General features: G+C 68.3%; 23 protein-coding genes and 1 pseudogene. 17 read left to right on the top strand and 7 right to left on the bottom strand.

Annotation, left to right across the window (positions count from 1 at the left end; translation table 11 throughout):
- Window positions 1–229: 229 nt before the first annotated feature.
- Window positions 230–634, top strand: coding sequence for a YchJ family protein (locus tag E3O65_RS03265; protein ID WP_241985641.1), 405 nt, complete (start codon window positions 230–232; stop codon window positions 632–634).
- A 26-nt stretch (window positions 635–660) separates the two neighbouring features.
- Here E3O65_RS03265 and E3O65_RS03260 read toward each other — a convergent pair whose 3' ends face one another.
- On the bottom strand, window positions 661–1041 hold the full coding sequence (locus E3O65_RS03260; RefSeq protein WP_134362325.1) for a hypothetical protein: 381 nt from the start codon (window positions 1039–1041) through the stop codon (window positions 661–663).
- Between the two features lie 225 nt (window positions 1042–1266).
- Here E3O65_RS03260 and E3O65_RS03255 point away from each other — a divergent pair, with 225 nt between their 5' ends.
- Window positions 1267–2349, top strand: coding sequence for an LLM class flavin-dependent oxidoreductase (locus E3O65_RS03255; protein WP_134362324.1), 1083 nt, complete (start codon window positions 1267–1269; stop codon window positions 2347–2349).
- Window positions 2350–2993: 644 nt separating this feature from the next.
- On the opposite strand, the gene surE is transcribed toward E3O65_RS03255, so the two are convergent.
- Both surE and E3O65_RS03245 read right to left on the bottom strand, forming a co-directional pair.
- On the bottom strand, window positions 2994–3755 hold the full coding sequence (gene surE, locus E3O65_RS03250; protein WP_134362323.1) for a 5'/3'-nucleotidase SurE: 762 nt from the start codon (window positions 3753–3755) through the stop codon (window positions 2994–2996).
- Window positions 3752–4732, bottom strand: a complete 981-nt coding sequence (locus E3O65_RS03245; protein ID WP_134362322.1) for a PfkB family carbohydrate kinase — start codon at window positions 4730–4732, stop codon at window positions 3752–3754. Before E3O65_RS03245 ends, surE begins: the two co-directional genes overlap by 4 nt.
- Window positions 4733–4871: 139 nt before the next feature.
- On the opposite strand from E3O65_RS03245, the gene glgX reads away from it, so the two are divergent.
- Genes glgX through treZ form a run of 3 tightly spaced genes read left to right on the top strand, consistent with a single transcriptional unit; the run spans window position 4872 to window position 11234 of the window.
- Entirely contained in the window at window positions 4872–7076 is a 2205-nt protein-coding gene (gene glgX / locus E3O65_RS03240; protein WP_134362321.1) for a glycogen debranching protein GlgX, read from the top strand.
- On the top strand, window positions 7073–9472 hold the full coding sequence (treY, locus tag E3O65_RS03235) for a malto-oligosyltrehalose synthase (protein ID WP_134362320.1): 2400 nt from the start codon (window positions 7073–7075) through the stop codon (window positions 9470–9472). The genes glgX and treY overlap by 4 nt, the downstream gene beginning before the upstream one ends.
- Complete coding sequence (gene treZ / locus E3O65_RS03230; protein ID WP_134362319.1) at window positions 9462–11234, top strand: malto-oligosyltrehalose trehalohydrolase; 1773 nt, start codon at window positions 9462–9464, stop codon at window positions 11232–11234. The genes treY and treZ overlap by 11 nt, the downstream gene beginning before the upstream one ends.
- Window positions 11235–11441: 207 nt before the next feature.
- On the opposite strand, the gene E3O65_RS03225 is transcribed toward treZ, so the two are convergent.
- Together E3O65_RS03225 and E3O65_RS03220 are read right to left on the bottom strand one after the other, a co-directional pair.
- The gene (locus tag E3O65_RS03225; protein WP_338419164.1) at window positions 11442–12257 is read right to left on the bottom strand and encodes a heterodisulfide reductase-related iron-sulfur binding cluster; all 816 of its coding nucleotides are present in this window, start codon (window positions 12255–12257) and stop codon (window positions 11442–11444) included.
- A 116-nt stretch (window positions 12258–12373) separates the two neighbouring features.
- Entirely contained in the window at window positions 12374–12754 is a 381-nt protein-coding gene (locus E3O65_RS03220; protein ID WP_422386397.1) for an L-lactate permease, read from the bottom strand.
- Window positions 12755–12951: 197 nt separating this feature from the next.
- Here E3O65_RS03220 and E3O65_RS03215 point away from each other — a divergent pair, with 197 nt between their 5' ends.
- Genes E3O65_RS03215 through E3O65_RS03205 form a run of 3 tightly spaced genes read left to right on the top strand, consistent with a single transcriptional unit; the run spans window position 12952 to window position 14766 of the window.
- Window positions 12952–13641: a GntR family transcriptional regulator gene (locus tag E3O65_RS03215; protein ID WP_134362318.1), complete on the top strand. Its 690-nt coding sequence runs from the start codon at window positions 12952–12954 to the stop codon at window positions 13639–13641.
- 17 nt (window positions 13642–13658) lie between these two features.
- Window positions 13659–14210, top strand: a complete 552-nt coding sequence (locus E3O65_RS03210; RefSeq protein WP_134362317.1) for a hypothetical protein — start codon at window positions 13659–13661, stop codon at window positions 14208–14210.
- A 16-nt stretch (window positions 14211–14226) separates the two neighbouring features.
- Window positions 14227–14766, top strand: coding sequence for a hypothetical protein (locus E3O65_RS03205; RefSeq protein WP_134362316.1), 540 nt, complete (start codon window positions 14227–14229; stop codon window positions 14764–14766).
- Window positions 14767–14874: 108 nt separating this feature from the next.
- Here the strand turns inward: E3O65_RS03205 and E3O65_RS03200 are convergent, their stop codons facing one another.
- Complete coding sequence (locus tag E3O65_RS03200; RefSeq protein ID WP_198411655.1) at window positions 14875–16125, bottom strand: low temperature requirement protein A; 1251 nt, start codon at window positions 16123–16125, stop codon at window positions 14875–14877.
- A gap of 132 nt (window positions 16126–16257) precedes the next feature.
- Here E3O65_RS03200 and E3O65_RS16865 point away from each other — a divergent pair, with 132 nt between their 5' ends.
- The 6 genes from E3O65_RS16865 (at window position 16258) to E3O65_RS16580 (ending at window position 22520) form a co-directional block, all read left to right on the top strand.
- The gene (locus E3O65_RS16865) at window positions 16258–17442 is read left to right on the top strand and encodes an acetyl-CoA C-acyltransferase (RefSeq protein WP_134362315.1); all 1185 of its coding nucleotides are present in this window, start codon (window positions 16258–16260) and stop codon (window positions 17440–17442) included.
- Entirely contained in the window at window positions 17443–18189 is a 747-nt protein-coding gene (locus E3O65_RS16860; protein ID WP_134362314.1) for an enoyl-CoA hydratase/isomerase family protein, read from the top strand.
- A gap of 107 nt (window positions 18190–18296) precedes the next feature.
- Window positions 18297–19112, top strand: a complete 816-nt coding sequence (locus E3O65_RS03185; protein ID WP_241985655.1) for a 3-hydroxyacyl-CoA dehydrogenase family protein — start codon at window positions 18297–18299, stop codon at window positions 19110–19112.
- Complete coding sequence (paaZ, locus tag E3O65_RS03180; RefSeq protein WP_134362312.1) at window positions 19109–21202, top strand: phenylacetic acid degradation bifunctional protein PaaZ; 2094 nt, start codon at window positions 19109–19111, stop codon at window positions 21200–21202. The genes E3O65_RS03185 and paaZ overlap by 4 nt, the downstream gene beginning before the upstream one ends.
- 370 nt (window positions 21203–21572) lie before the next feature.
- Complete coding sequence (locus tag E3O65_RS03175) at window positions 21573–21818, top strand: hypothetical protein (RefSeq protein WP_134362311.1); 246 nt, start codon at window positions 21573–21575, stop codon at window positions 21816–21818.
- Between the two features lie 87 nt (window positions 21819–21905).
- Window positions 21906–22520: a hypothetical protein gene (locus E3O65_RS16580; RefSeq protein WP_166785637.1), complete on the top strand. Its 615-nt coding sequence runs from the start codon at window positions 21906–21908 to the stop codon at window positions 22518–22520.
- A gap of 66 nt (window positions 22521–22586) precedes the next feature.
- Here E3O65_RS16580 and E3O65_RS03160 read toward each other — a convergent pair whose 3' ends face one another.
- Window positions 22587–22949, bottom strand: coding sequence for a hypothetical protein (locus tag E3O65_RS03160; RefSeq protein ID WP_134362308.1), 363 nt, complete (start codon window positions 22947–22949; stop codon window positions 22587–22589).
- Window positions 22950–23144: 195 nt separating this feature from the next.
- On the opposite strand from E3O65_RS03160, the gene E3O65_RS03155 reads away from it, so the two are divergent.
- The 3 genes and pseudogenes from E3O65_RS03155 to E3O65_RS03145 form a co-directional block, all read left to right on the top strand.
- Window positions 23145–24128 (top strand): hypothetical protein, encoded by a 984-nt coding sequence (locus E3O65_RS03155; protein WP_134362307.1) that lies wholly within the window; start codon window positions 23145–23147, stop codon window positions 24126–24128.
- Window positions 24091–24780, top strand: a complete 690-nt coding sequence (locus tag E3O65_RS03150) for a GNAT family N-acetyltransferase (RefSeq protein ID WP_134362306.1) — start codon at window positions 24091–24093, stop codon at window positions 24778–24780. Before E3O65_RS03155 ends, E3O65_RS03150 begins: the two co-directional genes overlap by 38 nt.
- A 76-nt stretch (window positions 24781–24856) precedes the next feature.
- Window positions 24857–25333, top strand: a pseudogene (locus E3O65_RS03145) (HNH endonuclease signature motif containing protein); the annotation flags it as partial.

Below are 25333 nucleotides of genomic sequence, written 5' to 3'. Positions count from 1 at the left end.
CCACCGAGATGGCAGAGGCCTCGGCCTGCTTCTGGATGTGTTCATCGTGCGCAGGCCCGGCGCCCTGCCAACCGGGTTCCTCGACTGCCCGCGCAGGCGCACCCTAGCCCGGTTCGAGTTGTAATGGAGTGAGCCCGAACAGGTACTGCCCGCGCCCGGCGCCGTCACAGGGATAAGAGACCGAGCCGGCCGGGTTCCATGGCCGGGTGTGCTCCCCGATACTGGAAGGGTGTCCGAGACTTCGATCCCCACGCCGCCGCGGTGTCCCTGCCTGAGTGGAAACCCCTCTGCCGAATGCTGCGGTCGGTTCCATCGCGGTGACGCGTCCGCGCCCACCGCCGAGGCGCTGATGCGCTCCCGGTACGCGGCCTTCGCACTGGGCGAGCCGGACTATTTGCTCGCAACGTGGCATCCGCTCACCCGCCCGGAGACCCTGGAGCTCGACGGCGATGTGCGCTGGTTGCGCCTAGACATCGTACGGACCGTGCAAGGCGGCCCGTTCGACAGCGAGGGTGTCGTGGAGTTCACGGCCCACAGCCGGTCCGGTGGCGCCGCCGTGCAGCAGCACGAGGTCAGCCGCTTCGTGCGCCTGGACCGCCGCTGGGTGTACCTGGACGCCGTGCAGCACGGCTGATTGGGCCTGAGCCACCGAAGCCGCGGCTATGCGGCCGGCAGGAAAAGCGCAACCAGGAGCGCAAAGTAGACCACGACGAACACCGCCGGGGTGACGAAACGCACCACGTTGATCCAGGGCGCGGAGGCAATCACGCTGCGGCCGAGAGCACTCGCCGCCGGCAGCCCGCGGAGATCCGAGATGATGGCGAGTCCCTCGTTCGCGGCGGCGATCTGAGCGAGAGCGCCGAGGATGCCGGAAGCCAGCAGAATGCCCGCGGCCCCGATGCGCACGCTGAGTTCGGCCCCGTTCAGGCCGAGGGACAGGAAAGCCACGACGGCCGTGAGCAGGAAGGTCGGTGCCAGCTGCGACATGATGATGTGCCAGCGGGCCTTGGTCCAGAGCGAAATGAGGTCGTGCTCGGTCATGGTGATCTCCCGTCGCCGGGCCGACCGGTCGGTGGCCCCTGACCCTATTCTGCCGGGTTCGGGACGGCCTCGCCGCCGGAAACCGCCGTCACCTCGGGGCCCGGAATTCGCTGTGAACCTCAGCGCCGGCCGGAATAATCGGCGGCAGGCCGCGGTTCCGCCACTGAATGCATTTGCATAGACTTCAACGGGAATGTAGAGACCACGGCTAGGAGCCCGCACCTGATGAATATGAAGTTCGAACTCGGGCTGGACACCTTCGGCGACGTCACCTTTGACGCCTCCGGCTCCCGGCTCTCCCAGGCGGCCACACTGCGCAACGTGGTGGCTGAGGGGGTGTTGGCCGACCAGGTCGGCTTGGAATTCTTCGGGATCGGGGAGCACCATCGGGAAGATTTCGCCGTTTCCGCCCCTGAGGTCGTCCTCGCCGCGATCGCCGGGCGGACCCGCGACATCCGTCTCGGGTCCGCGGTCACCGTGCTCAGCTCCGATGACCCCGTGCGCGTCTTTCAGCGGTTTTCCACCCTGGACGCGGTCTCCAACGGGCGCGCCGAGGTCATCCTCGGACGCGGCTCCTTCACCGAATCGTTCCCCCTGTTCGGTCTGGAGCTCGAGCAGTACGAGCTCCTCTTCGAGGAGAAGCTCAACCTGTTCACCGAGCTGCTCAAGGAGGAACCGATCACCTGGTCGGGCGAGACCAGGGCCGGGCTTCGCAACCAGCTTGTGTTTCCGCCCACCGAATCCGGTGGCCTGACAACCTGGATCGGCGTGGGTGGCAGCCCGCAGTCGGTCGTGCGTGCCGCGCACTACGGCCTGCCGCTCATGCTCGCGATCATCGGCGGCTCCCCGCTGGCCTTCGTGCCTCTGGTCGAGCTCTACCACCGTGCCTTGGCCCAATTCGAGAAGCCGACCAGGCCGATCGGCGAGCACTCCCCGGGCTATGTCGCGGCGACGGATGCCCAAGCCCGCGAGGAGATGTGGCCGCACTACGCCGCCATGCAGGACCGGATCGGACGCGAGCGCGGGTGGGGCCCGGTGACCCGCGAACGCTTCGAGCACGACGTCGGCCCGGACGGTGCCCTGTTCGTGGGTTCGCCGCAGACAGTGGCCACGAAGATCGCCGCCGCGGCGCTTGGACTCGGCCTTTCCCGCTTCGATCTCAAGTACAGCCTGGGCACGCTCGCGCACGAGAAGCTGATGGCCAGCATCGAGCTTTACGGCACCGAGGTGGCCCCGCTGGTGCGGGAGCTGGTGGCCGTCGACCGCGCCGACGACGTGAACGCTGGCGCCGACGCCGTGGGCCAATGACCTCGAAAACGCATCAGTCCCGAACGAATTCGACGGAGATTCTGCGCGGATCGGAGCTGCACCCGCGAAAATGGCGGTTTGTCATGAGAATCTCCGTCGAATTGGTTCCCCTGTGCACGGCCTCGATGCGAACCGCTCGGTTCTCCGCTCCACACTTCAGATGAATTCGGTGGAGATTCTGGCTCCGTGGGGCAGGCCCGGCTGAGCCTAGGTGTGTGGGTGTGTAGGTGTGTAGGTGTGTAGGTGTGTGGGTGTGGGTGTGGCTAACTCAGGACATCCGTCGCCCGGGTTTACCTGCTCCAGGGACCAGTGCGGAACTGGGGCGGATGTCAGCCCCGGCCGGGCGGATCTCCTGAGTTGGCCACACCGCCCACCGGAGGAGCAGCAGCGCTTGGGCTGTTACGGCATCCGCGACGCGCGTGGCCATGCACCCCGAACGCCTTCGACGGTGTTTATACGCGAATCGGCGCGAAACAGGCTGAAATTACGGTTTGTCACGAGAATCTCCGTCGAATTGGTTCGACACTGGGCGCGCCCCGCGACGCCGCAACCCACGTCTGACGAAAGGCGTCTCCGGGACGGCTTCCACGCCGTGCCGCTCGCGATCACCTGCCGGAACGGGGTGAGCCAGTAGGTGCCGCGCGCTAAAGCACCAGGTCGTCAAGCGGTCGCTCGTCGACCGAACGAATGCTGGTCACGGTCGCGAAGCCCTGGCCGAGGAGGTCGGCGTCACTGCCAGGCTCGGCGTGGGCGGACGTGTCGGCCACGGCGAGCCTGATCTGGTGCCGGTCCTGCTGCGTCATCGTGGTCTGCACGATGCCGAAGCGGGCCAGTTTGGCCGTTCGGAACTCGGGCACCTGGTCTCCCGTCACGTTGGGTACATTGAGGTTGAGCACCGTGCCGGCGGCCTGGTCGAGCAGGAACGGGATCAGCTGCGCGGCCAGGCGCGCTGCGACCCCCCATCGCAGCGTCGTCGGGTTGCCGGTCACATCGAGGGAGACGGCCAGACCGCGACCACCGTTGACCCCGGCGGTCAACGCCGCCCCCACGGTTCCGGAGTGCAGGATGGCCCGGCCCAGGTTGGCTCCCGGGTTGACCCCTGAGAGAACCAGCTCGGGTGGCCGGCCGAACGCGCCATGGCTGGAGATCAGGGTGATCAGGGCAGGGGCGGCGTGCACGGCGAAGCAGGGCACCCCGTCGAGGCCTTCCAGGCGCCGCCGATCGACCAGGATGCGTCCGTCGCTCTCGGTCGCGGTGATGGCCGCGCCGCTGCCGCTAGATTCCGCGGCGGGGGCGGCGACGACCACGTCGAGCCCGGCGTCGTAGGCGGCGATGGCGAGCCGAAGCAATCCCGGGGAGCCGATTCCGTCGTCATTCGTGATGAGGGTGGTGAAGGACTGGCTCACTGGCGCTGCACCCTGTGCGCGAGCTGATCAGGGGTCAGGCTCCGCGTCATGCCGGGGAGCTCGGTCATCGAATAGATGCAGACCAGCTGGCGCAGTGAGCGCACGGTCTCTGCGCGCCCGGTGCCGAGTCCGTGTCGGGTGACGTTGAGGGCACCGGCCGCAGCGCCGACCGCCACGGCCTCCTCGATCGTGCCGCCGGAGGCCAGGGTGGCCGCGACGCCGGCCGTCAGGGAGTCGCCGGCGCCGCGCGAATCGGCGATCTGCATCGTGGGCACATGCACCTCGCTCAACATGCCGCCGGCCAGCAGCAGCATGGGCCGCTCCGCGCGACTGATGATCACGGTGTCGGCCCCCTCGTCCTGCAGGGCGTGCATGGCAGGCACGATCTGCTCCACGGTGTTCTGCCTGACGCGCCCGTCGGCCAGCAACTCCTCGTCGCTGACCTTGACCACGCTGACCCGGCCACGCAGCGCCGCCGTGAGCCGGTCCCCGGCGAGGTCGGCGATCACCAGGCGTCCGGTAGCGCGCAGATCGGCGGCGAGGCGGCGGTAGACATCCGCGGGCACCACGTCGTTTCCCGCCGGCCCGCTGAGGATGATGACGTCCGCTTCCAGTCCAGCCCGCAGGGTGAGGTCGTAGATCTCGTCCAGGTCGTGGCGGGACAGCGCATCGCCCTGGGTGTCGGCGAGGTGGATCCGGTCGCCGCCACGCCGGTCGTGCAGATACGCAGCTCCGCGGCCGGTTCGGTGCACCGCGAGTACCCGGATGCCCTCATCGGTGACCAGATGACCGAGCACCTGCCCGGTCTCACCCGTCAACACGCAGCACATCGTCACGGAGGAACCGAGGGCCAGCAGCATCCGCGCCTGCCAGACGCCCTGACCGCCGGCGTGCAGATGGATGTCGGCAGCGTTCAGGTGGCCCTCCACGGTGACCGTGAGAACCGGGGACGGAGCGAAGACGACAACCTCATTCACAGCGGCATCATACCCAGATCACTCAACCGGGAAAACGAAGGGTGTGTCAACCGGCCGCAGCAGACTGTAGCGTACTTATGGGCCCATCGGCCCGGTCGGCAAGCCGACAGCACCAGACTCGAAGCACGAGGAGCACCCTTTGGAAACCTGGCCCGGTACCGCCTACCCGCTTGGGGCAACGTATGACGGCAGCGGCACGAACTTCGCACTCTTCAGCGAAGCCGCACACCGAGTAGAGCTCTGCCTTTTCGATGACAACGGCGAGGAGACCCGGATCGAAATCGTGGAGTCGAGCGCGTTCATCTGGCACTGCTACCTGCCGCTGATTCAGCCGGGCCAGCGCTACGGCTACCGCGTGCACGGGGACTATAACCCCGCTGCCGGCAGCCGAGCCAACCCGAACAAGCTACTGCTCGACCCCTATGCCAAGGCGACCTGCGGCACCATCGACTGGGACCAGTCCCTGTTCTCCTACAACTTCGGCGACCCCGATTCGCGTAACGACGAAGACTCCGCCCCGCACATGATGCTCGGCGTTGTCGTCAACCCGTTCTTCGACTGGGTCGGCGACCGGCCCCTGCGCACGCCCTACAGCGCCTCCCTGATCTACGAGGCCCACGTCAAGGGCCTCACCCAATTGCAGGAGCTCGTGCCCGAGGCTCAGCGCGGAACGTATGCCGGCGTCGCGCATCCGTCGGTCATCGACCACCTGCAGAAACTCGGCGTGACGGCGATCGAGCTGATGCCCGTGCACCAGTTCGTCAACGACGGCACCCTCGAGGAAAAGGGCCTGAACAACTACTGGGGCTACAACACCATCGGGTTCTTCGCCCCGCACAACGCCTATTCCTCCACCGGTGACCTCGGAAACCAGGTGCAGGAGTTCAAGGGCATGGTGCGCAGCCTGCACGACGCGGGCATCGAAGTCATCCTCGACGTGGTCTACAATCACACCGCGGAGGGCAACCACCTCGGCCCGACGATCTCTTTCAAGGGCATCGACAATGAGGCGTACTACCGGCTCATGGACGACGACAAGCGCTATTACATGGACTACACCGGCACCGGGAACACGCTGAACGTGCGGCACCCGCACTCGCTGCAGCTGATCATGGACTCGCTGCGCTACTGGGTGATCGAAATGCACGTCGACGGTTTCCGGTTCGACCTGGCCTCGGCGCTCGCCCGTGACCTGTACGACGTCGACAAGCTCTCCACCTTCTTCGAGCTTGTACAGCAGGATCCGATCGTGTCGCAGGTCAAGCTCATCGCCGAGCCCTGGGACGTCGGTCCCGGCGGTTACCAGGTGGGCAACTTTCCCGCGCAGTGGACGGAGTGGAACGGCAAGTACCGCGACACCGTGCGGGACTTCTGGCGCGGCGAGCCGTCGACGCTGGGGGAGTTCGCCTCCCGCATCACGGGCTCCGCGGACCTCTACGAGCACTCCGGGCGCCGCCCGGTGGCCTCGATCAACTTCGTCACCGCCCACGACGGGTTCACCCTCTCCGACCTGGTTTCCTACAACGAGAAGCACAACGACGCCAACGGTGAGGACGGCCAGGACGGCGAATCGCACAACCGGTCCTGGAACTCCGGCGTCGAGGGCCCGACGGATGACGCGGCGGTGCTGTCCCTGCGGGCTCGTCAGCAGCGCAACTACCTGGCGAGTCTGCTGCTCTCGCAGGGCGTGCCGATGATTCTGCACGGCGACGAACTCGGCCGCACCCAGCAGGGTAACAACAACACCTACGCTCAGGACAACGAGCTGAGCTGGATCCACTGGGACGACGCCGATCACCCGTTGATCGAGTTCACGGCCGCCGTGTCCAGGCTGCGCCGGGAGCACCCGACCTTCCGCCGCAGCCGCTTCTTCGACGGCCACCCCGGCGCGCGCGCCGCCGGCGACCCGATGAGCGACATCGTCTGGCTCACCCCCGACGGGCAGGAAATGCAGTCCCAGGACTGGGACGAGCACCTCACCCGGACCGTCGCCATGTTCCTGAACGGGGACGGCATCCGGGAGCGCGACTCGCGTGGCCAGGTGGTGACCGACGTGAACTTCCTGGTCTGCTTCAACGCCGACGCCGAGGATGTCGAGTTCACGCTGCCGTCGGCAGAGTACGCCGCGGAATGGGAAATCGTTGTGGACACGGCGGGGGAAGGTGCCGACGCGGTCCCGCGGTCGGCCGGTTCACTGCACACGGTGATTTCGCGGTCGCTCGTGGTGCTGCGGGCGTACCACGCGCCGGAAACCGCGCCGGACCGCTCCGTCGCGGCCTCCCTGGCCGGCCTGATGACGGGGACCATCTCCGTGGTCGACCCGGCGCAGCTGGTCAAGCCGTGAGAGTCCCGCTGTCCACCTACCGCCTGCAGATCACGGCCGAGTTCGATCTGGCTGCCGCGGAGGGTGTGCTTGACTACCTGACCGAGTTGGGTGCCGACTGGCTCTACCTGTCCCCGTTGCTCGCCGCCGAGGAGGGCTCCGACCATGGCTACGATGTGATCGACCACTCCAGAATCGACCCGGTGCGGGGCGGTGCCGAGGCGCTCACCCGCCTGGCGGCGGCGGCGACGGATGCCGGGCGCGGCATCCTGGTGGACGTGGTGCCCAATCACATGGGCGTGGCGACCCCGCACCGCAACCCGTGGTGGTGGGACCTGCTGCGCGCGGGCACCGCCTCGCGCTACGCGGAGGCCTTCGATGTGGACTGGGCTGCGACCGGCGATCGGATTCTGCTTCCTGTGCTCGGCGACGACGCAGACGGGCAGAGTGAGCTGGACCGGCTCGAGGTGGTCGACGACGAGCTGCGCTACTACGACAAGCGGTTCCCGCTGGCTCCCGGCAGCGCCGACGACGGTGCGGAGGCCCGCGTCGTGCACTCCCGTCAGCACTACGAACTCGTCAACTGGCGCCGCGCGGACGCGCAGTTGAACTACCGGCGCTTCTTCTCCGTGAACACCCTGGCCGGCCTCCGGGTCGAGGTGCCGTGGGTCTTCGACGAGTCGCACCGGGAGATCCTGCGCTGGGTGCAGGACGGCCTTGTGCAGGGGCTGCGGGTCGACCACCCTGACGGCCTCGCCGACCCGGGCGGCTACCTCGACCGGCTGCGGGATGCGACCGACGGAGCCTATGTGCTCGTCGAGAAGATTCTCGAGGGCGACGAACAGCTGCCCACCAGCTGGGCCACCGCCGGCACGACCGGCTACGATGCCCTCGGCGACTTCGACCGGCTGCTCGTGGACCCGGCCGGGCAGGGCGCGCTCGACGCGCTCGAGGCCCGGCTGCAGGCCGAGGCCGTGGAGCCGAGCAGGGACGCGCCGGCGAGTTGGGCCGATCTGGTGCACGCGCGCAAGCGTGTCATCGCCGACCACACGCTGCAGGCCGAGGTCGCGCGCCTGGCCCGGCTCACGCCCGGCGGCGGCGGCGCCACCGCCGGCGCCACGACGGTCGACGCGCTGGCAGAACTCCTGGCCTGCTTCCCGGTCTACCGCTCCTACCTCCCGGTGGGTATCGACGAGTTGCGCCACGCGTCCGCCGAGGCTGCCCGTCACCGGCCCGACCTTGCGAGCGAGATCGTCCGGCTGCTGCCGTTTCTCGGCGACTCTGGGCATCCGCTGGCCGTGCGCTTCCAGCAGACCTCGGGGATGGTCATGGCCAAGGGTGTCGAAGACACCGCCTACTACAGGTTCAGCCGGCTGACCTCGCTCAACGAGGTCGGCGCCGACCCGGGGGAGTTCGCGGTCGACGCGGCCGAGTTCCACCGCCGCCAGCAGACGCGCCTGGCCACCTTCCCGGCCGCGATGACGACCCTGTCAACGCACGACACCAAGCGCAGTGAGGATGTGCGGGCCCGCATCTCGGTGCTCGCCGAGATCCCCGCCGAATGGGAAAGCACCCTGGGCACCCTGCGCGCGGCCGCGCCGCTCGGCGACGCTCCGTTCGAGAACCTGCTGTGGCAGGCCATCGTCGGCTCCTGGCCTGCCACACCGGAGCGCCTCGTGGCCTACGCCGAGAAGGCGGCCAGGGAGGCCGGAACGTCGACCACTTGGACCGACCGGAACGAGGAATTCGAGACCGCCATGCGCGCCCTCGTGACGGCATCCTTCGACGACCCGGTCGTCACGCGGACGCTCACCGCCATCGTCGACCGGGTGCGGGGCGCCGGCTGGAGCAACGCGCTCTCGAACAAGCTCGTGCAGCTGACGGCGCCGGGCGTGCCCGACGTCTATCAGGGCAGCGAATTGTGGGACAGCTCCCTCGTCGACCCGGACAACCGCCGCCCGGTCGACTACGCCCTGCGGCGCGACTACCTGGCCCGCGTGCAGGGCGGCTGGCTGCCACCCGTCGACGAGACCGGCGCAGCGAAACTGCTTGTCACCACGCGGGCGCTGCGCCTGCGCCGGGACGAACCCGAACGCTTCTTCCGTCATAGCCCGGTCGCCGCGTTCGGCGCGGCCGCCGAGCATGTGATTGCCTTCGACCGCGGCGGCGCGGTCACCATCGCCACCCGGCTGCCCCTCGGCCTCGCTGCCGGGGGCGGCTGGGGCGACACGACAGTGGTCCTGGCCGGAGAACCGGTCGTCGACCGGCTGACCGGCGAGCGATACCCGGGCGGAGTCGTCAGTGTTTCAGCCCTGCTGCGGCGCTACCCGGTGGCGCTGCTGGTGCCCGCCGACACCGCCGACACCGCCGGCACGACCCGTGCAACCGACCACGAAGGGGTCGATCATGTCCGCTGAATTCGAGGTCTGGGCTCCGACCGCCGGGGCCGTGGCGGTAGAAGTCGCCGACCAGACGCTGGCGATGACCCCGCGGGGCGACGGATGGTGGCACGCACCCCGCTCGGTGACCGCGCCCGCCGACGGACAGGCCGACCAGTCCGTCGACTACGCGTTCCTGATCGATGGCAAGGGTCCCTACCCTGACCCGCGCTCTCGGCACCAGCCGAACGGCGTGCATGCCAGAAGCCGCACGTTCGATCCCGGCGAACACGTCTGGCAAGATGGCGCCTGGACCGGCCGCCAGCTGGCCGGCAGCACCGTCTACGAGCTGCACATCGGCACCTTCACGCCGGAGGGAACCCTCCAGGCGGCGGCGGGTCGGCTGGACCACCTGGTCTCGATCGGCGTCGACTTCGTCGAACTGCTCCCGGTCAACGCCTTCAACGGCCCGCACAACTGGGGCTACGACGGCGTGCTCTGGTACGCCGTGCACGAGGGCTACGGCGGACCGGCCGCGTACCAGCAGTTCGTGGACGCCTGCCACCAGGCCGGGATCGGCGTCATCCAGGACGTCGTCTACAACCACCTCGGCCCGAGCGGCAACTACCTGCCGCAGTTCGGCCCGTACCTGAATGAAGCGGGCGACACGGGCTGGGGATCCTCGCTCAATCTCGACGGCCCGGACTCCGACCCGGTGCGCCGCTACATCCTCGACAACGCCCTGATGTGGCTGGGCGATTACCACGTCGACGGACTCCGGCTGGATGCGGTGCACGCCCTGCGCGACGAGCGGGCCATCCACCTGCTCGAGGAGCTTGCCACCGAGGTCGACGTGCTGAGCGCCACCTCGGGGCGCCCGCTCAGCCTGATCGCCGAGTCCGACCTCAATGACCCTCGGCTGATCACGCCGCGGGACAGCGGCGGCTACGGGCTCACCGGCCAGTGGAGCGACGACTTCCACCACGCGGTGCACGTGGCGGTCACGGGCGAGACCACCGGCTACTACGCCGACTTCGAGCCGCTCGGCGCCCTCGCGAAGGTGCTCACCCACGGGTTCTTCCACGACGGCATCTTCTCGACCTTCCGCGGGCGCACCCACGGCCGCCCGATCGACAGGGCGCGGATGCCGGCCTGGCGCCTCGTCGTCGCCAACCAGAACCACGACCAGATCGGCAATCGGGCCACGGGCGACCGTCTCAGCGCGACCCTCGACGCCGGACAACTGGCGATCGCCGCCACGCTCACCCTGCTCGGGCCGTTCACGCCCATGCTGTTCATGGGCGAGGAATGGGGCGCGAGCACACCTTGGCAGTTCTTCACCTCGCATCCGGAACCCGAACTCGGCGAGGCCGTGCGCACCGGCCGGATCGGCGAATTCGGGCGCATGGGCTGGGACCCGTCCGTGGTGCCCGACCCGCAGGATCCGGCGACGTTCGAACGGTCGGTACTCGACTGGACCGAGGTGTCCGAGCCGGGCCATGCGCGCCTGCTCGGCTTCTACCAGTCCCTGGCCTGGCTGCGTCGGTCCCGTCCGGACATCACGGACCCGCGCTTCGGCCGGGTCGCGGTCGAGGTCGACGAAAATGAGCGGTGGCTGCGGCTCTGCCGCGGCGAGACCGAGATCCTGGTGAACCTGGGCACGGAGGCCCGAACGGTGCCGACGGATGCCGTGGCCCTGCTGGCATCCTTCGCCCCCGACGGCGACGCGGTCCGGTCCCGCACGCCCTCCGCGGTGACCCTCGCGCCGCACTCCGTCGCCATCCTCGGCACCCCCGAGTAGCTCGCAGTCAGCGGGGCCTCGGGCCTCGGGCCTCGTGGCGCACCCTACGGAGGCTGGCGCACGGTAGACCGTGCGCCAGCCTCCCCAACCTGCGCCGCGAGTGGGCGCAGCTCAGGCCACGCCCGACTCCGCCTGGTGGGATGCGGCGGCGTCCGGATCGTCGGCGTCGGGCCGGGCGACCTCTTCCAGCAGTTCGAGCACGTGGCCTTATTCCATGCCGGTGGCCCGGGTCAGCCCGAGCTCGCAGGTGCGGTTGCAGGACACGAACGCCGTTGCATCCAGTGTCGCAACGTCGGCGGCCTGCGCCCGGATGGCGGATTCGGTCAGCTCGGGCTGCAGCATGCCGCGGTTCCCGGCGAAGCCGCAGCAACCCCAGTTCTCCGGCACCTGCACCGTCTCGGCGACTCCGCCCGCGTGGGTCAGCAGGGAGTCGTTGATGCCCCTCCGGGTGGAGGAACAGGTCGGGTGCAGCGCGAGCGAATCGGTTTTCCTGAACTCGGACAGCGACGGCAGGATGCGTTCGGCCGCGAACGCGACGGCGTCGACCACCCGCAGGTGCGGCACGTTCCGGTCACCGTCGATGGTTGTTCGCAACCCCTCGGTGCACGACGAGGCGTCGCAGATGATGGCCAGCTCGCCGTTGCGGGTGGCCGTGCGGAGCGCAGCGAGGGTCTCGGCCAGCATGGTGGCCTCGCCCGCCGCCAGGCCTTTCGAGGACCACGGCGTGCCGCAGCAGAGCCCGTCGATGCCCGAGGGAACGAACAGGGTGATGCCGGCCCGCTCGCAGAGCTGCTCGAAGCTGCCCTGCACGCCGGGCGTGCCCTCGGTGGCCGGACCGAACATGGTCTGCACGCAGGCCGGGAAGTAAACGGCCCGCGGCGCCAGGGCCGGAGCCGCCCGGGTGCGACGGCCGCCGCCGCCCGGCAGCTTGCTCGAGTAGAGCGGCAGCGTGTCGGTGCCGAGCACCGCCCGGCCGAGCTTGTTGGGCAACATCAGCACCGGGGTCGGAACCGTGCGCACCACCGTGAGGGCCAGCCCGGCCCCGCGCGTGATGGCACTCCAGTTCGTGGCCGCGGTGTTCCAGACGGCGTTTCAGACGGCGTTGATCAGCCGGCCGGTCTCGCCGCACCGGATCTGCTTCAGCATGGTGCCCGTGCTGATGTTGAACGGGCAGGCGGTCTGGCACATGCCGTCGACCGCGCAGGTCTCCACACCCTCGTCGACGAAGTCCTTCTCCAGCTCGCCGGCCAGAGCCAGGTGGAACGGATGGTGCGGCCCAAAACCTCGAACCAGGGGGTTGCCACGGTGAGCTCGTAAATCCTCAACGCGTTGACCAGGATCCAGAGGATCGGAAAGAGGCCGTAGAAAATGCCGGCTGCCGTCGCGCTCAGGGCTTGGCCGACGGGCATCTGCCAGCCGACGACCGCGAGCACGACCGAGAGGAACAGGCTGGCCAGTGCGGCCGTGTGCGCCTTGACCCGGAACACGCCGAGAAGGACGACGAGAAGGATGAGCGGCAATGCGGCACAGATGACCGAGAGGACGAGGGATCCGAGAATTGGAGCGACTATCTGTTGAAAGATGAGGTCTCCACACTGAGGTCATGGTCACGCCATCGTGACACCTCCACGATGGTCTAGCGAGTGTGCAAGTAAGTCAACAAAAAAGGTGGTGTCGTCTGGCAGGATGGGATTCGGACTAGGGAAAGGTGGGCTCCGTGGTAGCGCGAGTAACGGCAACATCGATTGTGGATGCCATCGCGAACGACCTGAGAACCCGCATCCTCGAGGGGGAGCTCACCTCCGAGGTGGCACTGACCGAGACGGACATGGCAGCCAGCTACGACGTGGCGCGCCCGACGGCGAAAGCGGCCATCGAGAAGCTCGTAGCCGAGGGCCTGCTGGTGCGCGGTGCGCACAAAAGCGCTCGGGTGGCCGAGCTCGGCCCGGACTCCGTGCGTGACATCTACCTGGCCCGCGCCTATCTCGAAAGCGAGGTGCTGCGCCGCCTCGCCCTCACCCGCACCGTCCCCGACGGAGCCGTGCAGGCCAACCTCGACATTGCAGCCGTCGCCGGAGACTCCGCGCTCGCCGTGGTGGAACCCGATATGCGCTTCCACACCAGCCTGATCGACGCCGTCGGCAACGAGCGGATCAGTAAGATGTACCGTTCCCTGGTCAGCGAGGTTCGCCTGTGCATGACCCGCGTGCAGTCGATGAATCTGCTCGACACGGCGCTGATCCAGGCCGAACACCAGCGTCTGCTCGAACTCATCGCCGAAGGCGACGGCCCGGGCGCCGCCCGGTTGCTCGATGAGCACCTGGGTCGCGCCCGCGAACGCCTCGCGGCAGCCATCGGCGGCGAAGCCGGCCCGGAAGCCCATCGTCCCTCCACCCTGCACCCCTGATTAGCCCGGGAGACACTATGGGCTATTTCCTCGCTCCCGCGACCAGCGCGGCACTGTCCCGGCTGGCAGCTGTGGACGGCAGCCCCGGTTCGGCGCCGCTGGACCGGATCCAGGCCATCCGTTCTCTGCTCCTCGAGCTCGACGCCGACCCGGCCACCCTGGTAGGCGTGCGCGACGCATTGCGCGTGGGCCAGAGCTGGGACGAGATCTCCGACGCCGCCGAGCTGAAGCCGGCCGCGGCGAAGTGGCGTTGGAGCGGCACCGACGCCGAGATCGCCTCCCGCCAGGCGGCCGGCCGCAAGCGCGCAGCGCGGCCCAGCGCGGTGCCCACCGATCTGCCCGGGCTGTCGGTGTCGGAGGCGGCTGCGAAGCTGGGGGTGACGGCCCAGGCGATCTACCTGCAGCTGAGCCGCGGGAAGGTCTCCGGTCGAACCATCGAACTCCCCGACGGACGCAGCTACAAAAGGGTGTTCCTCGACGGCGATCCGGATGCCCGCCTTGACCGCGTCGAACCGGCAGCAGACAATATCCCCACCCAGCCCAGCACCTCTTCCCCCGATGCACACTGATGACGGAGCCCGCACCATGACTGATTTCTCCTCCGCGAGTACGCCCACCCGCACCATGTCGCTGTCGGATCAAAGTGATCAGACCGAGACCCTCGAGTCCCTGGACCCCGCAGTGCAGGCCGAGCCCACCGCGGCATCCGTCGCCCGGCCTGTACCCAAGCCGGCCCCGCGACTGACGACCACGGCCACTCAGCGCACCTCTCTGGTCGTGCTGGCCGGCATCGCGGCCCTGGCCGTGGCCTTCATCGTGATGCTCCTGGTGGGGGTGTCCAGCGAGAGCATCAACGCGCTGGCCGTCTTCGCCACGCCGATCGCTTCCATGGTGGCCGCCTACTACGGCATCACTCTCAGCATCCAGCAGGTGCGCAGCGAACGCGCCGAGAAAGAGAAGGCGATCGCCCGAGCGGATGCCGCCGACGCCGCCAGCCGCGAAACCGAGGTCTGGGCATCGCAGATGGAATCCGGGCTGCGCGTCGCGATGGCTCAGCTCACCGCCGCCCGCATCGGCACCGACTCGGTCACGAAGGCCGCCGGCACCCCCGACGACTTCTTCTAGCAACGGCCGCAATCGCAGAAGCCGAAGATGTGGGCCTGAACCGACAGGAATGAGGACTGTCGCTCCGGTGCCACCCCTCCTTGCCGTCGTTTCTCCGAACGGATTCGGCTAGCCGGCCTTCTCGTCGTCGGTACCGTTCCGCACGCGCACGATCGTCTCCCAGCAGGCGACGAGTGTGAGCACGCCCGCGCACACGGCCCCCAGTGAGAGCGGCGACAGGGCGAAGGCAACGGGAAGCGCCAATAGCAGCAGCGCGATGCCCGCCAGGTGCGACACCAGCACCTCACGGGCCACCACGAATCGGAACAGGGCCAGGCCGAGCAAATACAGCAGCGGGCCGCCGGTGATCGCGACGGCCGCCCCGAAGCTCACCGGGGAATCCGGATGCCCCAGCACTTCTTTGTCACCGACCGAGGTCAGCACTACGCCGGCGATGATCAGGGCGTGCACATAGGTATAGGCGAGCCGGGCCATCCGGCCGGGATCGGTGCTGGCGGCGAGCGCCTTGCTGCCCGCGCGCTCACCGTGGTCGAAATACAGCCACCACATGGCGGCTCCGCTCACGAAGGCCAGTAGCAGCCCGATCACGCCCTGCACGGACACGTCCTGGTCGACGAAGGCGAATCCCGTCACCAGGAAGGACTCCCCGAGCGCGATGATGACGAACAGGGCGCTGCGCTCCGCGATGTGCGGGCCGGAGAGCTCGGCATCGCCGGGAGCGGCCCTGCCGAGGCCCGGCACCGGGAACCCGGAGCTGGCCGAGATGAACTCGATCCCGAGCGCGATCGCCCAGGCCAGCAGCCGGTAGTCGGCCGGGAGCAGGCCGCCGAGGATCCAGAAGAGCCCGGCAGTGGCCAACCAGACGAAGATCCGAACGAAGGAGCGATGGAGGGCGCGGTCGTGGCGGGCCAGAGCCAGGGCCATGAAGGCCGTGCGGCCGAGCTGCAGCACGACATAGGCGACGGCGAAAATGAACCCCCGGTCGCCGAAAGATTCGTAGATCGAGACGCTCACCACGAGTCCGACCAGCGAGAGCCCCAGCACCACTCCGCGCACGGGCAGACGTGCCGGATCGAGCACGTTGGTCACCCAGGTGGTGTGCACCCAGATCCACCACAGGGCGAGCACCAGAACGGCCGACTCGGCAGTGCCCTGCCAGGACTGGTTTTCGTAGAGGTGGCGCGATAGCTGGGTCAGGGCGAATACGAAGATCAGGTCGAAGAACAGCTCGATGTAGGTGACCCGATCCGATTGCTCGGAATCGTCCGGGCGCAGCAGATTGCGGCGGATTCCGAGGCGGGGGACCGAGCGACGAGCCGGGCCCGCGGCGGATGGGACGGTGTCAGGCGTTGCGTTCACATACCAAGTCTGCCTCAGTCCGGGTCTCAGGGCACGGTCCTCGGACACGGTTGCCGGGGAGGGGCCTTGTATGTCATTCTTTACAAAACGAACGGTCAGTTGGTAAACACGGCGATCAAAGGTGATGAAGCCATGCCCGAAGCATTCCTGGTTGATGGTGTTCGAACTCCCATCGGACGGTACGGCGGGGTGTTGGCCGGCATCCGTCCCGACGACCTGGCCGCCGTCGTGCTCGCAGCGGTCGTGTCCCGGGCGGGCCTGGACCCCGCGCTGATCGACGAGGTCATCCTCGGTGCCGCGAACCAGGCCGGCGAGGACAACCGCAACGTCGCCCGCATGGCCGTGCTCCTGGCTGGTCTCCCCGACAGCGTGCCGGGGATCACGGTAAACCGGCTCTGCGCGTCCGGTCTGTCGGCCGTGCACCTCGCGGCCAACATGATCAAGGCCGGCGAAGCGGACCTCGTGATCGCCGGCGGCGTCGAATCGATGACCCGCGCGCCCTGGGTTCTCGCCAAGCCGGAGAAGGCCTTCGCCAAACCGGGCGAGATCGTCGACACGTCGATCGGCTGGCGCTTCACGAACCCGCGCCTGAAAGCCCGCGACAAAGCAACATTCTCCATGTCGGAGACGGCCGAAGAGGTCGCCGTCGTCGACGGTATCAGCCGGGCGGATGCCGACGCGTTCGCTATGCGCTCGCACCGGTTGGCCCTCGAGGCGCAGCGGGACGGCGTCTTCTCGCCCGAGATCGTGGGTGTTCCGACCCGCGGCGGAGTGATCGAGATCGACGAGGGACCCAGAGCCGACACGACCTTGGAACGCCTGGCCGGGCTGCGCTCGGTCGTGCGGCCGGGCGGCATCGTCACGGCCGGCAATGCCAGCTCCCTCAACGACGGCGCCTCCGCCATCGTGGTGGCGAGCGAGGCCGCGATCGAGCGCCTCGGCTTGACGCCCCGCGCCCGGGTGGTCGGTGGGGCCAGTGCCGGCGTCGCGCCGGAGACCATGGGCCTCGGTCCCGTCCCGGCCACGCAAAAGCTGCTGCACCGCCTCGGGTTGACCATCGGCGACGTCGACGCCGTCGAGCTGAATGAGGCGTTCGCAACCCAGTCCCTGGCCTGCATCCGCCGGCTCGGTCTGGATCCGGAGATCGTCAACCGTCACGGCGGCGCGATCGCCCTCGGGCATCCGCTCGGATCGTCCGGCTCGCGCATTCTGATCACGCTGCTCGGCCGGATGCAGCGCGAGGGTGCCCGCCGTGGCGTCGCCACCCTGTGCGTGGGCGTCGGCCAGGGCTCCTCCCTGCTCGTGGAGCGCGTCTAGGTGTCGCGGGAGTTCACGACCCTGCTGGTCGAATACCGTCCGGACCGCGTGCACGTGCAGCTGAACCGCCCACACGTGCGCAACGCGATCGACCAGACCTTGATCGACGAACTGCACCTGGTCTGTGGCGAGGTCGAACGCGGGCCGCGCATTCTGATCCTCTCCGGAACGAACGGTGTCTTCGCGTCCGGGGCCGACATCGCACAGCTTCGGGACCGCCGGGCGGAAGACGCCCTGAAGGGCATCAACTCCAGCCTGTTCGGCCGGATCGCCAAGTTGCCACTGCCCGTCATCGCCGCCATCGACGGTTGGGCGCTTGGCGGCGGGGCTGAACTGGCCTACGCCGCCGACTTCCGGCTTGCCTCGACGACGGCCCGGCTCGGCAACCCCGAGACCGGGCTCGGCATTATCCCGGCTGCCGGTGCACTCTGGCGGCTGGCCGCGTTGGTCGGCGAACCCGTGGCCAAGGAGATCATCCTCGCGGGCCGCATCCTGACCGCCGCCGAGGCGCTGGCCGTGCACCTGGTCACCGAGGTGCATGAGCCGGACGCCCTGCTGGCGGCCGCGCACGCGCTGGCAGACCGGATCGCCACGCAGGACCCCCTGGCCACCCAGCTGGCCAAGGAGGTCTTCCACCTACCGGCGGCCGCGCATCCGCTGGCCGACGACGCGGCTCAGGCCCGGCTCTTCGAGTCCGAGGAGAAATTCGCCCGGATGACCGCATTTCTGGAGAGGAAGCAGCGATGACGCTCAATACCCGGAACAGCACCCGGACCGGCACCGCGACCGGTGCCGTGCTTGACCTCGCCCGACCGGCGGTGCCCGACCGGGTCGGCGTGCTCGGCGGCGGACGGATGGGCGCCGGCATCGCCCACGCGTTCCTGATCGCCGGCGCCCACGTCACCGTCGTGGAGCAGAGTGACGACGCAGCCGCAGCCGCCCGAGACCGGGTGCTGGCAGCCGTCGACACATCGCTCGGTCGCGGCAGTGTCACCGCTACCCGCGCCGAGCTCGTCGACCGGCTGGCCGTGGCAACGGATGCTGCCGCGTTCGCCGCCTCCGGCCTGGTAGTCGAGGCCGTCCCCGAGGTTGTGGCGCTGAAGACGCAGGCGCTCCGCCTGGTCGAGGCGCACCTCGCACCCACCGCCTGGCTCGCATCCAACACGTCCTCGCTGTCGATCACCGATCTGGCCGAGGCGCTGGACCGTCCGGAACGGTTCATCGGACTCCACTTCTTCAATCCGGTGCCGGTCTCGACCCTGATCGAGGTCGTCACGGGGGAGAGCACCGACCCGGAGCTCGCCCGGCTGGCGCAGTCCTGGGTGTCCGCGCTCGGCAAGACGCCCATCCTGGTGCGGGACTCGCCCGGCTTCGCCAGCTCCCGTCTCGGCGTCGCGATCGCGCTCGAGGCGATCCGCATGGTCGAGGAGGGCGTGGCCAGCCCCGAGGACATCGACACGGCCATGGTGCTCGGCTACAAGCATCCGGTCGGCCCTCTCCGCACCACCGACATCGTCGGCCTCGATGTTCGCCTCGGCATTGCCGAGCACCTGCACGAGACGCTCGGCGACCGTTTCGCCCCGCCGCAACTGCTGCGCGACCTCGTCGCCCGCGGTGACCTCGGACGCAAAAGCGGCCGCGGCTTCTTCGATTGGAAGGACGCATCATGACACTCCTCAGCAATGGCACAAACAATGGCACAAGCACTGACTCACGCACTGATAAGACCATCGGCACAGTTGTGCCAAGCTACGTTCTGGATGCCTGGTGGGCGCCCGCCGACGACTCAGGCGCCCAGAGCGTGCTCGACGCGAGCACCGGGGCCGAGGTGGCCCGGGTCAGCAGCGATGGTCTCGACCTCGCCGCAGTGGTGGCCCACGCCCGCACGGTCGGTCAGGCCTCCCTCGGAGAGCTGACCTTCCACCAGCGCGCCATCCTGCTCAAGAAGCTCGGCCAGTACCTGGGCGGGGTTAAAGAGGAGCTCTACGAGCTCTCCGCCCGCACCGGCGCCACCCGCTACGACTCGATGGTCGACATCGACGGCGGCATCGGGGTTTTGTTCACGTTGTCCTCCAAGGGTCGGCGTGAAATGCCCAACAGCCAGGTCTACATCGACGGCGACGTAGAGGCCCTTTCCCGCGACGGCTCCTTCAGCGGCCAGCACATCTATACCCGCATCCCCGGCGTCGCCTGCCAGATCAACGCCTTCAACTTCCCGGTCTGGGGAATGCTCGAGAAGCTGGCCCCGGCGTTCATCGCCGGTGTGCCGACCATCGTGAAGCCGGCGACGCCCACCGGCTACGTCACCGAGGCCGTCGTGCGCCACATCCTCGCCTCCGGCATCCTGCCGCCCGGGTCCCTGCAGCTCATCTCCGGCAGCGCCCGCAACCTGATCGACCACCTCGACTACCGGGACCTGGTCGCATTCACCGGCTCGGCCGGAACCGCCCGCACCCTCAAGGCCCACTCGAACGTTGTCGAGGGCGGCGTGCGCTTCACCAGTGAGACCGATTCGCTCAACGCCGCGATCCTGGGCCCGGACGCCGCGGCCGGCACGGCCGAGTTCGACGCCTACGTCGCCTCTGTCGTCACCGAGATGACCAGCAAGGCCGGCCAGAAGTGCACCAGCATCCGTCGGCTGATCGTCCCGGCGGGCCGCCGCGACCAGGTCGTCGCTGCCGTGTCCGAACGGATGGCCCGCCGCGTCACCCTCGGTGACCCGCGCACCGAGGGGGTCACCATGGGGCCCCTCGCCAGCACCGGCCAGCGCGACGAGGTGCTTGCCAGCGTCGCCCGCCTGATCGACGGCGGCGGACGCATCGTGATGGGCTCGCAGGACCTGCCGACCGGAGCTGACCCGGAAGGCGCCTTCATGGCGCCCATCCTGCTGGCCTTCCACGACCCGGAGAGCCCGGCCGTGCATGAGATCGAAGCCTTCGGCCCGGTGGCGTCCATCATCGAATACACCGATCTGGACCACGCCGTGGCGCTGGCCGCCCGCGGCGGCGGCTCGTTGGTGACGACCGTGGCCACCCACCACCCCGATGTCGCGCGCGCACTCGTGCTCGGCATCGCCGCGCACCACGGTCGGGTGCTGATGCTCGACCGGGTCGACGCGCGTAGCAGCACGGGTCACGGTTCGCCCGTTCCCCACCTCGTCCACGGCGGACCTGGGCGCGCCGGCGGCAGCGAAGAGCTCGGCGGCATCCGTTCGGTGCTCCACCACATGCAGCGCACGGCCATCCAGGGTTCGCCCGACATGCTCACCGCCATCACGGGGGAGTGGCACACCGGTGCCGCGGTGCAGACGGGCATCCACCCGTTCCGCAAGTCACTGGCCGAGCTGCGGGTGGGCGACCAGACGCAGGGCGGACCGCGCGTGGTCACGCTGGCCGACATCACGGCGTTCGCGGAGGACACGGGCGACAAGTTCTACGCGCACACCGATGCCGAGGCGGCCGCCGCGAACCCGTTCTTCCCCGGGATCGTCGCGCACGGCTACCTGCTCGTGTCCTGGGCGGCCGGGCTGTTCGTCGACGCGGCCCCCGGGCCGGTGCTCGCGAACTCCGGGCTGGAGAAGTTGCGGTTCGTCACCCCGGTGTCGCCTGGCGACAGCATCCGGGTCACCCTGACGGCCAAGCGAATCACCCCCCGCGAGACCGACGAATACGGCGAGGTCTGCTGGGACGCCGTGCTGCACAACCAGAACGACGAGGTCGTCGCCACCTACGACGTTCTCACCCTGGTCGCCAAGGAGTAACCCGCCGGCACGGGCCGGGTGCGTCCCGGCGGAGCACCCTGTGCAGACCGAGAGCGTAGAGCCGGTCGAACCAATTCGACGGAGATTTTAGGAAATGGGCCGGGTTTTGGCCAGTTCTGGTCTGTTTCGGGCAAAATCTCCGTCGAATACGTTCGCGCAGCGGGACCAGCTCGTCGTGGACCCCCGGCGCACCCGGCGCCCCCGGCGGGTGTTGTTGCTAACTCAGGAGATCCGTCCTGCCGGGCCGGACATCCGTGATGATTGCGCCTAATTCCGCAGTGGTTTGACATGGCGGCGACGGATGTCCTGAGTTACCCACGACCGCCGACACCCATGGCCGCCGGAAGCAACGGTTCACCCGACTCGGGTGGTGTCGTGGCAGGGTCCTCGTTCCACTATCGGTATCGCGGTTCTCGACGCGGTCGAGGCCCCGATGATGTCCTATCTGCTGCACATCGGGTCGGCGGAGGAACCGGGCCTGTCCGTCGACGACGTCGAGGACGTGCTCGTTGCCGTGGCACCGGTCATCGGCACCGCGCGCACCGCGGCCGCCGTGAGGAAGATCGCCGAGGCCCTGGGCCTGGCAATCCAGCTGACCTCGGACGACACTGAGTAGAAGGAAACCCCGGTCCAGGGTGTCCGGCCCGTTTCACCACCGGGGGAGCGGGCCGGATGCCGTCAGTCACCGAAGGAGAGAGCTCCCATGACGAAATCGGCCCGCAAGCTGAACGCAGCAGCCCTGATCGGCCTTCTCGCCGCGGCCGCTCTTCTCTCCGGGTGCACCCAGTCGGAGCCGACCGCGTCACCCACGCCATCCGCCACCTCGTCAGAGGCCGCCAGTGGCACGCCCCCCACCGCGGAGCAGACCGCGTGGGCTGGTGACGTCTGCTCGTCGACGGCCACCCTGAAAACGGATGTTCAGGGTCTGGTATCGACCGCGGCGGCGGGCGGGGCCGACGTGTCGGCCCGGCTCAACACCCAGATGCAGACCATCAAGGAGTCGGCGGCCGCACTCGCGGACTCCATCAAGGCGGTGCCGAGGGGCAGCGAAGATGATCCCCAGGTGTCCGCCGTCAGGGAATCCTCGGATGACCTCAGTTCGTCGATCTCCGATCTGGAGTCGAGCGTGGCATCCGTGGATGGCGCCACCGGCACCGCACTGGTCGCGGCCCTCGGTACGGTCGCCAGCGATGCCGGTGCCTCCCTGACAGCGCTCGCCACCACGGTGACGGCGATCGGAACGGCCGCCGCCGACGGCACGAGCGCGATCGGGCAGGCCTTCGACGCCGCGCCGGAGTGCACCTCCCTGGCCCGGTAGCCGGCCCTGACCGGGTAGTCCGCGGAGCGGGTCAGCTCTCGAAGATGACGGGCGGTTCCTGGGTCGTCAGTCGGTCGTCTCCAGCACGGTTGAAATCTCGGTCATGGCCTCGATCCCTCCGGTGCGGTATGCCGCCCAGTCGCGGTCCTGACGAGCGCCGGGCAGTGTTTGTTGTACCCAGCGAATGGTGACGGCGAGGGCCTCGGCGGCGACGTTTCCGGCATCCGTGTCATCGTCAATGCGGCGCGCCAATTCGCCGAGGGCAGCGACCCGGCCCTCCTGGAACTTGGCGGCGGGGTGTGAGCGGCCATCCTTCGCCAGGGCGCACGAGTTCGTGTCGCCGAGCAGTCTCGACCACTCGTGCGAGGCCTCGGCACGGGCGTGCAGAATGTCCGTCCTGGTGAGAGCGGTCTGCTCGTCAGCTTCCATCACGCCAGGTGCAGCGGTCGGACGCGGTTACGCCGTAGAGCGCATCGTCGACGTGCTGGCCGCAGCCGTCCCAGGTTGCCTTATTGCAGTTGGAACACGTGATCTGATAGCACATGGTGGCCCTCTTTCCTGGTCCGTCGCATCGAGGATAACATACCCCCTGGGGTATTAACGCCACGGATCAGACCCTCGGTTTTGTTGCAGCCGCTGCACGGTTCCTTGCTAGCATCTGGAGAGGCACGTGGGTACTGCATCCTGGGGGAAGAATTGGCAAAAATGATACGTGGCATCGGGAAGGTGGCCCGCCACATCTGGTTGGTCCTGGCGGCCTGCGTGCTGATTCTGAGTCCGTCCCTCCTGGACTTCACGGCCGTGGATACGGCGACGGAGAGTTTCGGGCACACCAGGGATGCGGTCATCGGTCTCATCGGCATCTTCATCACCGCTCGAATCGTGGACACCCTCGGCAAGAGTCGGGCCGATGCCAGAGACAAGGAACGTTTTCAGGGCATCTCTACCATTGCGTTTCGTGGTCTGTCCCAAACCGTGAACGACGTCGGACGGATGCTTCTGGCTCCCGCCATCGGAGCCGACCTCTATGCCGGGGGCATACCCGGTTTCGTAGCGGCCGATCATGCGAAGAACCTTGCCACGCTCCGCTCGCTGGGCATCGAGCCCCAGATCGGAGCAACCAGCGGGTTCTGGAACCACATCGATGACCGGAAGCTCGCGGCAGATCTTGGTCAGCTCTGCACGCACCAGGAGTTCGTTGGTCTGATGTTGCGCGTCACGGCCTCCGCCAGGCGTCGCCTGCAGGAATCGATGGCTGAGTGGGCGCCCGTTATGATCACCGTTCCGGCGGCGAACGATGAATTGGGCCCCGGCTGGATCCTGGCGGATCAGTTGGTACTGCTCGCGGAGAGCTGGCGGTCGCTCGATCTGGAACTGCAGGTTGCACCGGGACCTCCGCCAGTGGAAGCGATCGATCGCGTGCAACTCCACTACTTTGAAACGCTCAGGCAATACCGGGTCTGGCTTGAGGTGCTCCAGAAGCACGCGAATCTGCCGACGAAGGGTTTCGCGACCAGTGCGCGGATCGAAGAGCACCGGGCCGGCGAGAACGAAGCCGACTCCGTCAGGAATGAAGGAAAACGTGCACCTGTCCACATCGCTCGATGAGCTGTGGCCGCCTTTTGGGCTGACCATCACCAGCGGGCCTGTGACGTTGTCTCCTGTTCGCGACCCAGACCTGCCCGAACTCGATGCGCTCGTCGCGGCCGGCATCCACGCGCCGACTGAGATGCCGTTCTTCTTCCCCTGGACCGTGGGTTCCCCGGGCGAGGTTCGAGTGAGGCTCGCGCAGTACCACTGGGCGCAACGAGCCGAGATGTCGCCGAAGGCCTGGACCCTCGAGACCACGGTTCGCTTCGACGGTGAGATCGTGGGGTGTCAGAGCATATCCACCAGGGACTACCTCGTCACGAGAACAGGGGAAACGGGCTCCTGGCTCGGCCTGAAGCACCACGGCCGGGGAATCGGTACCGTGATGCGGCAGGCGCTCTGCACCTTCATGTTCGACCACCTGGACGCCACCGAGGTCACCTCCGCCGCGTTCCTGGACAACCCGGCGTCGCTCGCCGTGTCGAGAAAAGTCGGATACCGGGAGAACGGAGTCAGCCGTGTGAAGAGGCGCGACGACGAACTGGCCCTGAACCAGAGACTGGTTCTGACACCAGACACCCTGAACCGGTCCGAGACCGAACTGCGAGTCGAGGGCGTGGATCAGCTGCGGGAGTTCCTCGGCCTTGGTTCCTCCACAATTCGCGTCTGATCGGGTTGTCCACAGGGCGTTCGGAGTCGAGCGGATGCCGCGTGGAATGTCGGTGGGTGCCCGTAGCGTGGGTGTCATGAGGCCCTCATTCTTTGCCGAGCAGGAGGCTCTCGCGGCGCATTTCGAGGCGATCGCGGAGGCCGAGCGGGCCATTGCCGCGGCTTTCGCGCGGCGGGCGGAGCTGGTTGAGGTGGGCCGGAGGTTCGGGCAGTCCCGGGCGAATGCGGTCGTGCGGCTTCCGGGGTCCCGGTGGGACGCGGCCGAGGTCGCGGAGCGGGAGTTCGTGAGCGAGCTGGCGTGCACGATCCGCATTCCGCGGCGCACGGCGGAGAACCTGATCGCGGAGAGCCGCGCTCTGGCCGAGGAGCTCCCCGCCACCTGGGTCGCGCTGGCGGCTGGGGAGGTCAGCTACCAGCATGCGCGGGCGGTGATCGATCAGGCGTGGTCGGTGCCGGCCGAGGCCAGGCCGGCGTTTGAGGCGGTGGTGCTGAAGTCGGCGGGCACGGTGACGGCGTCGAAGCTGAAATACCGGGCCCGGCTCCTGCGGGAGCGC

The organism is Cryobacterium breve, from assembly GCF_004402375.1.
Classification (GTDB): Bacteria; Actinomycetota; Actinomycetes; order Actinomycetales; family Microbacteriaceae; genus Cryobacterium; species Cryobacterium breve.
Note: the sequence above shows the minus strand (reverse complement) of the source record. Positions and strands in the feature narration are given on the sequence as shown.

Bases quoted from the DNA above. Each gene is read 5' to 3' on its own strand.
- E3O65_RS03260 (WP_134362325.1), bottom strand. From the start codon at position 1,041: ATGACCGAGCACGACCTCATTTCGCTCTGGACCAAGGCCCGCTGGCAC.
- E3O65_RS03255 (WP_134362324.1), top strand. From the start codon at position 1,267: ATGAATATGAAGTTCGAACTCGGGCTGGACACCTTCGGCGACGTCACC.
- treZ (WP_134362319.1), top strand. From the start codon at position 9,462: ATGTCCGCTGAATTCGAGGTCTGGGCTCCGACCGCCGGGGCCGTGGCG.
- E3O65_RS03210 (WP_134362317.1), top strand. From the start codon at position 13,659: ATGGGCTATTTCCTCGCTCCCGCGACCAGCGCGGCACTGTCCCGGCTG.
- E3O65_RS03205 (WP_134362316.1), top strand. From the start codon at position 14,227: ATGACTGATTTCTCCTCCGCGAGTACGCCCACCCGCACCATGTCGCTG.
- E3O65_RS16865 (WP_134362315.1), top strand. From the start codon at position 16,258: ATGCCCGAAGCATTCCTGGTTGATGGTGTTCGAACTCCCATCGGACGG.
- E3O65_RS03185 (WP_241985655.1), top strand. From the start codon at position 18,297: ATGGGCGCCGGCATCGCCCACGCGTTCCTGATCGCCGGCGCCCACGTC.
- paaZ (WP_134362312.1), top strand. From the start codon at position 19,109: ATGACACTCCTCAGCAATGGCACAAACAATGGCACAAGCACTGACTCA.
- E3O65_RS16580 (WP_166785637.1), top strand. From the start codon at position 21,906: ATGACGAAATCGGCCCGCAAGCTGAACGCAGCAGCCCTGATCGGCCTT.
- E3O65_RS03160 (WP_134362308.1), bottom strand. From the start codon at position 22,949: ATGGAAGCTGACGAGCAGACCGCTCTCACCAGGACGGACATTCTGCAC.
- E3O65_RS03150 (WP_134362306.1), top strand. From the start codon at position 24,091: ATGAAGGAAAACGTGCACCTGTCCACATCGCTCGATGAGCTGTGGCCG.